The organism is Flavobacterium lipolyticum (genome assembly GCF_020905335.1).
Classification (GTDB): Bacteria; Bacteroidota; Bacteroidia; order Flavobacteriales; family Flavobacteriaceae; genus Flavobacterium; species Flavobacterium lipolyticum.
The window spans coordinates 2,257,224-2,269,886 of record NZ_JAJJMN010000001.1 but is presented as its reverse complement, the minus strand read 5'-3'; the positions used below and the strand labels follow the sequence as shown (position 1 = coordinate 2,269,886).

11 protein-coding genes and 1 tRNA gene are annotated in these 12,663 nt (G+C 36.2%); 4 read left to right on the top strand and 8 right to left on the bottom strand.

Translation table 11 applies throughout. The features are described from left to right. Positions 1 to 62 precede the first annotated feature (62 nt). Entirely contained in the window at positions 63 to 1,118 is a 1,056-nt protein-coding gene (locus LNQ34_RS10050) for a phytase (protein ID WP_229999515.1), read from the top strand. A gap of 427 nt (positions 1,119 to 1,545) precedes the next feature. On the opposite strand, the gene pckA is transcribed toward LNQ34_RS10050, so the two are convergent. Together pckA and LNQ34_RS10040 are read right to left on the bottom strand one after the other, a co-directional pair. Beyond that, positions 1,546 to 3,150 carry a phosphoenolpyruvate carboxykinase (ATP) gene (pckA, locus tag LNQ34_RS10045; protein ID WP_229999513.1) on the bottom strand — a complete coding sequence of 535 codons (1,605 nt, stop codon included), beginning with the start codon at positions 3,148 to 3,150 and terminating at the stop codon, positions 1,546 to 1,548. Positions 3,151 to 3,451: 301 nt separating this feature from the next. Next, entirely contained in the window at positions 3,452 to 3,838 is a 387-nt protein-coding gene (locus LNQ34_RS10040; protein WP_202704106.1) for a DUF423 domain-containing protein, read from the bottom strand. Between the two features lie 193 nt (positions 3,839 to 4,031). Between LNQ34_RS10040 and LNQ34_RS10035 the strand changes: the two genes are divergently transcribed. After that, positions 4,032 to 5,396, top strand: a complete 1,365-nt coding sequence (locus LNQ34_RS10035) for a saccharopine dehydrogenase family protein (RefSeq protein WP_229999511.1) — start codon at positions 4,032 to 4,034, stop codon at positions 5,394 to 5,396. A gap of 254 nt (positions 5,397 to 5,650) precedes the next feature. Here LNQ34_RS10035 and LNQ34_RS10030 read toward each other — a convergent pair whose 3' ends face one another. The 4 genes from LNQ34_RS10030 to LNQ34_RS10015 all read right to left on the bottom strand — a co-directional run bounded on the left by LNQ34_RS10030 (position 5,651) and on the right by LNQ34_RS10015 (position 9,617). Continuing rightward, positions 5,651 to 6,874 (bottom strand): M56 family metallopeptidase, encoded by a 1,224-nt coding sequence (locus tag LNQ34_RS10030; protein WP_229999510.1) that lies wholly within the window; start codon positions 6,872 to 6,874, stop codon positions 5,651 to 5,653. Next, positions 6,871 to 7,242: a BlaI/MecI/CopY family transcriptional regulator gene (locus LNQ34_RS10025; RefSeq protein ID WP_229999509.1), complete on the bottom strand. Its 372-nt coding sequence runs from the start codon at positions 7,240 to 7,242 to the stop codon at positions 6,871 to 6,873. Before LNQ34_RS10025 ends, LNQ34_RS10030 begins: the two co-directional genes overlap by 4 nt. 175 nt (positions 7,243 to 7,417) lie before the next feature. Then, entirely contained in the window at positions 7,418 to 7,840 is a 423-nt protein-coding gene (locus LNQ34_RS10020) for a toxin-antitoxin system YwqK family antitoxin (RefSeq protein ID WP_229999508.1), read from the bottom strand. Between the two features lie 388 nt (positions 7,841 to 8,228). Next, positions 8,229 to 9,617, bottom strand: a complete 1,389-nt coding sequence (locus LNQ34_RS10015; protein WP_017494733.1) for a dipeptidase — start codon at positions 9,615 to 9,617, stop codon at positions 8,229 to 8,231. A 120-nt stretch (positions 9,618 to 9,737) separates the two neighbouring features. Here LNQ34_RS10015 and LNQ34_RS10010 point away from each other — a divergent pair. Continuing rightward, positions 9,738 to 9,819, top strand: a tRNA-Leu gene (locus tag LNQ34_RS10010). 153 nt (positions 9,820 to 9,972) lie between these two features. Here the strand turns inward: LNQ34_RS10010 and LNQ34_RS10005 are convergent. Continuing rightward, a complete protein-coding gene (locus tag LNQ34_RS10005; protein ID WP_428979061.1) occupies positions 9,973 to 10,926 on the bottom strand; it encodes an ISAon1 family transposase in 954 nt (317 codons plus the stop codon). Positions 10,927 to 10,948: 22 nt separating this feature from the next. After that, positions 10,949 to 11,296 (bottom strand): ISAon1 family transposase N-terminal region protein, encoded by a 348-nt coding sequence (locus LNQ34_RS10000; protein WP_229998832.1) that lies wholly within the window; start codon positions 11,294 to 11,296, stop codon positions 10,949 to 10,951. Positions 11,297 to 11,600: 304 nt separating this feature from the next. Between LNQ34_RS10000 and LNQ34_RS09995 the strand changes: the two genes are divergently transcribed. After that, entirely contained in the window at positions 11,601 to 12,422 is an 822-nt protein-coding gene (locus LNQ34_RS09995; protein WP_229999507.1) for a helix-turn-helix transcriptional regulator, read from the top strand. The last annotated feature ends 241 nt before the right edge of the window (positions 12,423 to 12,663 follow it).

The window sequence follows — 12,663 nt, the reverse complement described above, 5'->3', positions numbered from 1 at the left end:
AATCCTTACATTAGACAGAGCCTAACGGTTTCTGTCTAATGCTATTAAAAATCGAATCCATAATGAAAAATAAAACGATACTGTCCTTTTTACTTTTAAGCACTTTATTCATCGCTTGTAAAGAGGACAAACTAGCACCTGTAGCTGCAAATGCTGTAAAACCAACCGTTGTTACCGAAGCCTTGCCTCACGACACAGATGATCCTGCGATCTGGATTCACCCAACAGATTCTTCTAAAAGCATTATTATAGGAACGGATAAAGATACAGACGGTGCTTTGTACGCTTTTGATTTAAAAGGAAAAATCATTGCAAAATCTGAAGTTTTAAAACGCCCGAACAATGTTGATATCGCTTACGGCTTAATCGTAGATGGAAAAAAAGTTGATGTTGCTGTTACTACAGAACGTGAATCAAACAAAATAAGAATCTTTAGTTTACCTGATTTAAAAGCAATTGACAATGGTGGAATCGCTGTTTTCGAAGGTGAAGAATTACGTGATCCAATGGGAATTGCTTTGTATACCCGAAAAACGGATGGCAAAATCTTTGCTATTGTAGGCAGAAAATCAGGACCATCAGGAAGTTATTTATGGCAATACGAACTTTCAGGAAATGGAAAATTGGCAACAGCAAAAGTCGTTCGAAAGTTTGGTGCCTACAGCGGGAAGAAAGAAATCGAAGCTATTGCGGTAGATAATGAATTGGGCACTGTTTTGTATTGCGATGAACAATTCGGAATCAGAAAATACAAAGCCGATCCTGCCCTAAATGACAACAAAGAGCTGACCGTTTTCGGAAAAACTGGTTTTAAAGGAGACAATGAAGGAATCGCGATTTACAAGAAAACAGATTCTACCGGATACATTCTGGTCTCCAACCAGCAAGCGAACACTTTTATGGTGTACCCAAGGGAAGGAGCAAATGGCAATCCGAATAGCTACCCGCTTTTAGCAGAAATTCCAACATCGACTATTGAATGTGATGGTGCCGATGTTACCAGCATCAATCTAGGCGGAAGCTTTAAAAATGGCCTTTTCGTAGCCATGAGTAACGGGATGACCTTTCACTACTATGCCTGGGATTTGATCCAGAAACGTATTGATGAGAAGAAATAAGTTTACAGTCGCAGTCGCAGTTTTCAGTTTCTTAACTGAGACTGAAAACTGAGACTGAAGACTGAGACTGAGACTGCGACTGAAGACTGAAGACTGAGACTGAGACTGCGACTGAAGACTGAAGACTGAGACTGAGACTGAGACTGAAGACTGAGACTGAAGACTGAGACTGAGACTGAAGACTGAAGACTGAAGACTGAGACTGAGACTGAGACTGAAGACTGAAGACTGAGACTGAAGACTGAAGACTGAAGACTGAAGACTGAAGACTGAAGACTGAAGACTGAAGACTGAAGACTGAAGACTGAAGACTGAAGACTGAGACTGAAGACTGAGACTGAGACTGAGACTGAGACTGAGACTGAAAACCAAACAAAAAAGCTGTTCATAACGAACAGCTTTTTTTAGTTTGAATTAGTAATCTTCCTTATTCTATGATCGGTGCGCCTGCCAAAATTTCGGCATTGGCAAATTCTTCAAATTTCGCGAAATTAGCTTTGAATTTCTGAGCCAATTCAACTGCTTTTTTGTCGTACAATTCAGGATCTTCCCAAGTGTTTCTAGGATCTAAAATTTCATTTGGAACATTTGGACAAGTTTCAGGCTGTGCAATTCCAAATACTTTATGATTTTTATAGTTTACGTTATCCAATTCTCCGTTTAAGGCAGCGGTAATCATGGCACGAGTGTATTTCAACTTCATGCGGCTTCCCGTTCCGTAAGGACCACCTGTCCAACCTGTATTGATCAACCAAACAGTTACGTTAGCTTCTTCCATTTTTTTAGTTAGCATTTCTGCGTAACGTGTTGGGTGTAACGGCATGAATGGTGCTCCAAAACAAGCTGAGAAATTAGGCTGAGGCTCTGTAACCCCTGCTTCAGTTCCGGCAACTTTAGCTGTATATCCTGAGATAAAATAGTAAGCAGCCTGTCCAGGAGTCAGTTTTGAGATTGGAGGCAAAATTCCGAAAGAATCTGCCGTTAAGAAAAATATATTCTTAGGATTATGTCCAATAGAACCTGGCTGAATATTGTCGATATGAGTAATTGGGTAACTTACACGTGTATTTTGAGTGATAGAAACATCATCATAATCTACCTCGTTTGTTCCCGCTTTGAAAACCACATTTTCTAAAAGCGCTCCTTTTTTGATCGCTCTGAAAATATCCGGCTCGTTTTCTTCTGTAAGGTTAATTACTTTTGCATAACATCCACCTTCAAAGTTGAAAACTGTATTTTCTGCAGTCCAGCCGTGTTCATCGTCTCCGATTAACTTACGTTGCGGATCTGCTGATAAAGTAGTTTTTCCTGTTCCTGATAATCCGAAGAAAATTGCAGTATCTCCTTTTTCACCAACATTCGCACTACAGTGCATTGGTAAAGTATTTTTGAAAACCGGCAAAATGAAGTTTAATGCAGAGAAAATCCCTTTTTTCATTTCTCCTGTATACCCTGTTCCTCCAATAAGTGCGATCTTTTTAGTAAAATCTAAAATAGCAAAATTAGACTGACGCGTTCCGTCTACAGCAGGATCTGCCATAAAACCCGGAGCACAAACTACCGTCCATTCCGGAGTAAAATTAGTCAATTCTGACTCTTCCGGTCTTAAAAACATATTGTAACAAAACAAATTAGACCATGCTGTTTCCGTAACAACACGAACATTTAATCTGTAATTAGCATCAGAACAAACATAAGAATCGCGAACAAAAACTTCTTTATTTGATAAATACTGTGTTACCTTATTGTATAATCTTTCAAAAGCATCCGGTTCAAAAGAAATGTTAACATTTCCCCACCAAACCTGATCTCCGGTAATACTATCTTTTACAATATAACGATCCTGAGGAGAACGTCCTGTAAATTCGCCCGTATTAATTGCCAATGCTCCCGTGGAGTTCTCAACACCTTGACCTGATTGCAAAGTGATCGCATGTAATTCATCTGCAGATAGTTGATATCGAACCTTTGCATTTTCAATTCCTAATTCTTTCAGCGAAATCGATTGCGTGAAAACTGTGTGACTGTCCATAAATTTTTAGTTGTGTGTGATGTTTAAGAGAATGCAAAATTATATAATTTATTATTAAACCTTTAAAAAAATTTAAATTTCACTTTTATTTATGCTAATTAGTTAAAATTTAAACTCCTAAAATGAATAAAACAAAAAATAAATGCCTCTAATTCATTTTTCTATAACCCTATAAATGAATTTGTTATATTATTTATGCATTAAAGCAAAAAACAATGGAAACTCACATAAACAAGATTATATGTTATTTATGAGACAAAATTAAAGATTAATTTTTAGATAGAATTTTTTATTCGGTATTTTATGATTTTCTCCTCAAAATCGTAACAAATAATAACGCCCAGGCAATAATTAATAAAAAACCACCCAATGGAGTTGCGAATACGATAATTTTAAAATCAAAAACCGTGAGACTTTTTGTGGCTAACAAATAGATAGATCCGCTAAAAAGCAGCACACCGGCCACAACCAAATTGTAGATTGTTTTCACCGTTTTCTCGGCGATATCTTTTCGGGTCGAAAGAAAAAGTAAGAATAAAGCATGATACATTTGATAACGAACACCAACTTCAAAAGTATTTAATTCTTCTATAGACAAGTATTTCTTCAGTAAATGCGCCCCAAAAGCGCCTAAAATGATCGCTAACATTCCCATAAAAGCAGCTGCCAAAACAATTCTTCTTTTCATATTTTCTATAACTTTCGATTCTCATACAAAAATACTTCAATAGTCCTTAAAAAGCATTTTAGTTTTGAAAAATATTTATCATTAAAAAGAATTTCCATTTTTTTAGCATTAAAAAAAAGCATCCAATATTTTTATGAAATTAAAATTGTTATATATTTAACATTTTAATATATTTGTGTTATAAATATAAAATATGAGAAGCATTTTAATCATTGGAGCCGGCAGATCTGCATCGTCCTTAATTCGTTATTTATTGGCAAAATCGGAAAGCGAAAACCTACACCTCGTTGTAGCAGATCTTTCTTTGGCCTTAGCCGAAAAGAAAACACAGAAACATCCTAATGCCACTCCAATTGCTTTAAATATTTTTGATACTGAAGAACGAAAAGCAGCCATCGAAAAAGCTTCTATAGTAATCTCGATGCTGCCTGCTCATTTACATATCGAAATCGCAAAAGATTGTCTTGAATTCAAAAAACACCTGGTTACCGCTTCTTATATCAGTGATGCCATGCAGGCACTTGACGAAGAGGCAAAGAAAAACAATCTGGTTTTCATGAACGAAATCGGGCTTGATCCCGGAATTGATCACATGAGTGCCATGAAAGTTATTGACGAAATCAGAGCCAAAGGTGGAAAAATGCTGCTTTTTGAATCGTTTTGCGGTGGCTTAGTAGCTCCTGAATCCGACAATAATTTATGGAATTATAAATTTACCTGGGCTCCCCGAAATGTAGTTCTGGCCGGACAGGGTGGTGCTGCAAAATTCATTCAGGAAGGCACTTATAAATACATTCCGTACAGCGCCTTATTTCGTCGTACCGAATTTCTGGAAGTCGAAGGCTACGGAAAATTTGAAGCCTATTCCAATCGCGATTCTCTTAAATATAAATCGGTTTACGGTTTAGACAATGTCCTGACTTTGTATCGCGGAACCATTAGAAGAGTTGGCTTCTCGAAAGCATGGAATATGTTTGTACAATTGGGCATGACAGACGACAGCTACATCATGGAAAATTCTGAGAACATGAGTTACCGTCAATTCGTAAATTCTTTTTTACCGTATCACCCAACCGATTCGGCAGAAATCAAAACCCGTCTGATCTTAAAAATTGATCAGGACGACATTATGTGGGACAAACTTTTAGAGCTTGATCTTTTTAATTCAAACAAAAAAGTAAACCTGCCTAATGCCACTCCTGCACAGATATTAGAAAAAATATTATCCGACAGCTGGTCTTTAGAACCAGATGATAAAGACATGATTGTTATGTACCATAAATTTGGTTATGAGCTCAATGGAGAGAAAAAACAAATTGACTCGAAAATGGTTTGTATTGGAGACGACCAAACTTATACCGCCATGGCAAAAACTGTAGGATTACCGGTTGCGATGGCCACCTTATTAATTTTAAATGGAAAAATCACAACTCCCGGCGTACAGCTTCCGATAAAAAAAGAAGTATACCTGCCTATTTTAAGCGAGTTAGAAGAATACGGGGTTATTTTTAACGAGCAAAATATGCCCTATTTTGGATATAATCCGGATTTGTTCTAAGATCTGGATTGTTTGTTTTTTAGAATTTTTTTTTTAGTTTTTTATTTTATCCGCTTTCAGGTTCTGGAAGCGGATTTTTTTTGAAAAGGTGCGAGGTACAGAAAAACAAAATTCAAATCCTGAACTTATTTGGCTAAAGCCACTCACCTCATCATTCAAACCTCCAGCTAAAGCTGGAGGCTATTCTATTCAAAAGAAAATCTTTAACTCCTTTACCCCTCTGCACCTTTGAACCTCTGTCCCTTTAAAAATACCTATTTCTCAGCCTGAACTGTAATTGGCAAACTGTACATCACCCTAACCGCTTTTCCTTTTTGCGTTGCAGCAGTCCATTTTGGCGAAAGCTTCAGGACACGGATAATCTCATTCCCTATCCCATAACCGGAGTCTTTAATTGTTTTAATATCCGAAAGACTACCATCTTTTTCAATAGTGAATTCCATATATGTTTTTCCTTCAATTTTACTTTTCCCAACGGCCGCCGGCATTTTGAAATTCTTCCCTATAAACTTATAAAATGCTGTCATGCCCCCCGGATATTCAGGCAATTTCTCGACATCTTCCAGAACATAAAGGTCTTTCTCTTTGATATCACCTTTGATTGGCGGTTTTTGAGCCATTGTTTTAGTACTAAAAACAAACAATAACAAGGCATAAATTGCACCTACAGTAAATACTTTAAACACAATTTTAATCGGAGATTCTTTTTTGGTCATCATAAGTAAACGTTTTTTAGTTATTAAATAATTGATATTGCTCGCCAGAGCAACCGTATTTTTATTGGAAGCAAAATCAAGCAATAAATATTGATAGCTTTTAACCTCTCTAAATCGAACATTTACAGCTTCATCGGCCAGAAATTCATGATTCAGTTTAATTGCTTTTTTATAGAGAATAAGCAACGGATTGAACCAAAAAACAATCTGCAGCAGCTCAATAAAAAGAACATCCAAGGTATGCCTTTGCTTTAAATGTGCGTTTTCGTGTACTATTAATTCTGATGGAATCTTACCATTTTCAAATTCTGTTTTATTAACAAAAATTGATTTCCAGAAAGAGTACGGCAAGCCCCCTTCCTGAACCAGTACGATCTTTTGTCCATTTACAAACTGTATCTCATTGCTCTGTGTTTTCTTAAAAAATGAAATAAGATTCCATACAAAGCGAGCCATCAACATACAAAACACAGCACCATAAAGCACTACAATCAAAACCAACAGAAAGTCATTGGCCGAGATTGTATTAAGCCGTCCAGTACTTCTCTCGAGTACCAGTTCATTCAATTGAACCAACCCAATTCTATCTGTAACAAAAGATCCAATCGAGATAATTTGCAACGGAATTACAAAGCTAAAAACCAAACTCACCAGCAAATACGCACGATTAAAACGAAACATTTTTTCGTTTTCCAATACCATTTTATATACTGCATAAAAAATCAAAAGCAGTATTCCCGATTTTAAAAGATAGCTTATCATTTTTTCTTTTTTTTAATCTGTGAATCAATTATTTTTCTGAGTTCTTCTAATTCCGATGTTGACAAATCGGTTTCCGTTGTAAAAAACGAAGCAAATTGAGAAGCCGAATTATTAAAAAAATTACTAATTAACCCGTTGACATGCTTAGAGAAATAAGCTGTTTTTTTCACTAACGGATAGTATTCTCTTGAATTTCCGAATTCATTATAGGCTACGAATTTTTTGTCAATCATTCGTTTCAAAAGCGTCGCAACTGTTGTTGTTGCCGGTTTTGGCTCCGGATACGCTTCGAGCAAATCTTTCATAAAAGCCTTTTCGAGCTTCCAGAGATGCTCCATTAATTGTTCTTCTGAGTTTGATAATTGCATTTGTTTAAGGTGCTAAGGTTCTGAGTTACTAAGTTGCTGAGTTTTTTTTGCCACGGATTGAAATGATTTCAATGATTCCCCTGCATGCTACACTAATTCTATAATCTTTATTCTATTCTCTTTGTTCTTTGTTCTATTCTCTTTGTTCTTTGCTCTTTGCTCTTTGTTCTTCTGTCTACTCCACCATCCGTTCCGAAATCAACTCACCGTTATCGTATTTTTTAACTTCAATTAATTTCCCTTTATCCGAATAAAACTTCCAATCACCGAAATAAAACCAGTGCGTTTCTATTGAATTGACTTCGATTTTTGTTTTTCCTTTGGATTGTACTTTTCCGTTTTCGTAATAATACTTTACTAGGCAGCTTCCGTTTTTATATTTCTCTGTTTTATATATTTTTCCGTTGATATATGATTTCCACTTTTTTACTGGTTGATCGTGTTTGTAATACTCAAACGATTTATAAACTGTACTGTCCTGCTTGTAATTGTCAATCCAGGTACCTTCCCTTTTCTTATCCACAATCTGATTGATCGGTTTACTTTTGCATCCTAAAAGCATTACTCCACAAAATAACAAGAATACCAGTTGTCTCATTTGATTATTTTTATTCTACAATTATAGATGTTGCTCTACAAATGTAGAGTTATTTTTTTAATATGCAAGATTTTTTTGAAAAAGGTGCTGAGATTCTAAGACGCTAAGGTTCTGAGGGTTTATTTTTTGAGGCTCAAAGTGACAAAGGTTCAAAGGTGCAGAGGTGCAGAGAGACAAAATTTGAATTGCCTTCAGCTTTAGCTGGAGATTGGAGAAATACAGGCATATATTGGCTTTAGCCGAAAGCCCATCCGCCACGGCAGAAACACCCATAAAAAAATCCGTTCATTTCTGAACGGATTTTACATCTTAAGATTTAACTTTTACGTCTTAGCGAACCAAAAAAACAGCGAACTTAGCGTAAATCGTTGCGTTCTTTGCGGTTAAATTACTTCGAAAGCTCTACAAAATATTTGTAAAACAACGGAATAGTCTCAATTCCTTTTAAGTAATTGAAGATTCCAAAATGCTCGTTTGGCGAGTGAATGGCATCACTGTCTAATCCGAAGCCCATTAAAATGGTTTTACTTTTTAGTTCTTTTTCAAACAAAGCTACAATCGGAATACTACCTCCTGAACGAACCGGGATTGCAGGCACTCCAAAAGTTTCTGTATAGGCTTTGTTGGCCGCCTGATATCCAATACTGTCAATTGGCGTTACATAACCCTGACCTCCGTGGTGTGGCGTTACTTTTACCGTAACTCCCGCCGGAGCAATGTTTGTAAAATGCTTAGTGAAAAGTTCTGTGATTTCTTCCCAGTCCTGACCCGGAACCAAACGCATCGAGATTTTAGCAAAAGCCTTACTCGCGATAACCGTTTTAGCACCCTCGCCTGTATATCCACCCCAGATTCCGTTTACGTCTAAAGTTGGACGAATAGAGTTGCGCTCGTTCGTTACATATCCTTTTTCACCGTAAACATCGTTTAGATTTAAGGCTTTTTTATATTTTTCTAAGCTGAAAGGCGCTTTTGCCATTTCGGCTCTTTCTTCAAGAGATAATTCCTGTACTTTATCGTAGAACCCAGGAATCGTAATATGATTGTCTTCGTCGTGAAGCGCAGCAATCATTTTGGCTAGAATATTAATTGGGTTCGCTACAGCTCCACCATATAAACCGGAATGTAAATCACGATTTGGTCCTGTAACTTCAACCTCAACATAACTCAAACCTCTTAAACCTGTCGTTATTGATGGTTGTTGATTCGAAATCATTCCTGTATCAGAAATTAAGATCACGTCGTTTTTCAGTTTTTCCTGATTGCGTTCTACAAACCACGCTAAACTTGCTGAACCTACTTCTTCTTCCCCTTCGATCATGAATTTTACATTACAAGGCAATACATTGTTCTGAACCATGTATTCCAACGCTTTTACGTGCATGTACATCTGACCTTTGTCGTCACAGGCACCACGAGCGAAGATCGCTCCCTCAGGATGAATCTCTGTCGTTTTGATCACAGGCTCAAAAGGTGGTGAAGTCCATAATTCTAATGGATCTGGCGGTTGAACATCATAATGTCCGTAAACCAGAACCGTTGGTAAATTTGGATCGATTATTTTCTCTCCATAAATAATTGGGTACCCCGGAGTGTCGCAAGTTTCGACAAAATCGCAGCCTGCTTTCGATAAACTTTCTTTTACTGCTTCGGCAGTATCAATAACATCTTGGGAGTATGCAGTGTCGGCACTTACCGACGGAATCTTTAATAATTCGATCAATTCATTGATAAACCGATCTTTATGTTGTTGAACGTAGGACTTAATATTTTCCATTTAAATTATTTTTATAGAAATCCAAAAGTACAAAAAAGAGAATTAATATTTTTTTCGAAATTTTTCATTTTTTTTCTTTGAATATTCGAAAGTATGTCTATCTTTGCACCCACAATAGCCGCGGATATGGTGAAATTGGTAGACATGCCAGACTTAGGATCTGGTGCCGCAAGGCGTGTAGGTTCGAGTCCTATTATCCGCACCGAAAAAAAGCTTCTGAGAAATCAGAAGCTTTTTTGTTTTTAAAAATATCCCCCTCTAAAAGCGATCAGGTGCAAAATACCTATCGATAAAAAAGTAATTTCTATCTGAAAACTTTACGACTTTACTTTGGATCAGGTTCAAAAGTTGGGGATTAAGCAAAAAGATTAGATAATCTGAACAAGAAAAAATCTATATTGCTCACTCCTCTAAATTGACTTCTAAAAGCTTTTATTTTAGCATTGAAAGATTCTGCCGAAGCATTTGTGCTTCTATTATCAAAATAGTTTAAGATTGACTGATAATTAATAGTTATGGTATTGAGTAGAATATTAAAGTTTTTAAAACCTGATTCTTCTACATTTCTATACCAATGTGCCAGTTTGGTCATGGCAATATGTTTGTCATTGTAGTTATTGTAAATTCCTCGAAGCTGTTGGTTTAAATTGTAAGCTGTTTTAATGTCAGGATATAGTTCAAATACCATTTGTGCTCTTTCTTCTTGGCTCCGAGTCCATTTTTCGCGAGACTTATAAAGTAGATACCTACTTCTGGCTAATAACTGTTTAACAGAATCTCCGTTAGGTAAAAGCTGGGGAATGTATGTTTTGTTTTCTAATTTGGCTTGTAGTATCGATTGATTCTCAAAGTCCATAGCTTCCCAGCGATGTTTGATTCTAATCTCTTGTACTGCTTCGAGTGCTAATTTTTGAACATGGAACCGATCTGTAACCTGTATGGCTTTAGGAAAACATTTCTTAGAGATTAGCTTCATGGAATTAGCCATATCGAGCGTTATCTCTTTGACAAAAGATCTTTTCTTGTAATCAATCTTTCTGATGTGTTCTATAACCTGATCTGCTTTAGTTCCGGCAACAATAGCTACCAGGCAACCTTTTTTGCCTTTGAATTTCTTGTTGGTCAGGATAGTATAAAGTTCCCCCTGAGACAAAGCCACCTCGTCAATGGATAAATGAGTGCCCATGTTTTCAGGGTAAATCATCCATTGGTGCGCATGTTCGCGTGGAGCCCATGTATTAAACGAGCTTAAATGTTTTTTGTATTGTCTTTGGAGTCTCTTTCCGTTAACTCCGAAAAAGCCTCCAATAGTATGACAATCTGTAGCACTCTTATCTATTAATTTCTTTTAAAAAAGTCGCAAACTCCTGAGTCATGCGAGTTCCTTTAGCAACTAAAGTCCAATCTCTTTTGATGATTTCTCCATTGGTTTTATTAGTCCAACGGCGTCTTTTGATGTGTAAATACACAAATTTACCTCTTAATGGAAAATCCTGAATAGTAATCTCATCAAGAAACCCCTTAGAAATCAATTCAAAAGAATTAAACTCTTGTGGAGGTTTTATTTTTTCTTCAAAATACAGATGCAATACTTCTTCTGTGTTAGTGGTAGAAACTACTTCAAAGTATTCTATTAAAAAATCAGGAAGCATAAATTTTAAAAGCTCTATAGGTGTCATATCTAATTCTTAGATTACAAATTTCTAATTTTATTTTGACATTCCTCCCCAGGTTTTGTTCTTGATCCGTTTTTTTTAGCCACAGTTTATAAAGATTCTCCTTGGTTTAAATCCTAAGTAATATGTGGATAAATTTAACTATTAAGCTTTGCGGACTTTGCGTTTATGGAGAGTTTTGTATTTAAAAAAACCTTGCGGACTTTGCGGTTAAAGTTTCATGGTTTAACTTTGGAATTTGGTATTTAAAACAATTGGAATTTAAATTTCTTATATTTAAAGTTGCAAAAACATTGTATAAACTCCAATGGAATATTCCGGTCAGAAATTAGATAAGTATTACATCAAAAAAGTAGATGCCGATAAAAAAAGTATTTACTGTCACCACGATTTGATGGGGGAGTTGTTTGTGCCTACACATAAACACGACAAAGCACAGTTGTTGTATGCCGAAGGGGATGTTGTCTTTGTAACCACCGAAACCAAAACCTATTTTTTACCGGCACGTCATTTTATCTGGATTCCGAGCGGGGTGGAACATAGTATTGAACCAAAGTCGGAAAATGTTACGATGCGAAACCTGTATTTTCCGGTTGAAAAAGACGAAAATGAGTTTTATAAGACCGAGGGAATTTATCCGGTCAATAATTTACTGCTTCAAATGATGCTTTTTACGAATCGATGGAATGGCGATCTTGAGAAAGGAACTCCAAACTTTACCATCGCCAAAGCTATAAAAGCGATTCTGCCTCAAATATGTACTACCAATTTGCCTTTGGGATTACCGCAGCCAAAAGACAAACGACTTGGAAAGATTTTACGTCATATCGAGAATAATCTGGGAGAAACGATTTTATTTGCTGATGTAGCGCATGAATTCGGATATAGCGAACGCTCTTTGTATCGCTTGTTTCAGAAAGATCTGGGGATGTCCTTCATTCAATATTATACTATTCGAAGAATTTTAAAGGCAATCGAGTTGTTATTAGAAAGAAAGCTTTCGGTGAAAGAGGTAGCTGAAGAAGTTGGATATAATAGTGTTCCAACGTTCAGTAACACATTTTTCAAGATTTTAGGACAAAGACCTTCCGATTACTTAAATGGTGAAGAGATTTTGGAGCAAAAGTAAATTTTTAACTCTTTAATAATCTGCTCAATCTGCGGAATCTGCGAGAGGGAAAAATAAAAATCGGCTTAAATTCTTTAAAAGATGCGTGAAAAATCACAATCCAAAGCTATTTTGTAATAAATTGTTTTCCAGTGTCTTAGTATAACGTTTTCGAAAAATCCGATTTTAACATTTGTCCGAAATGAATATGTTTTTGACTTTTTAGAATTATCAGTCAATGAGAAAAATGAAGGAACTTTGC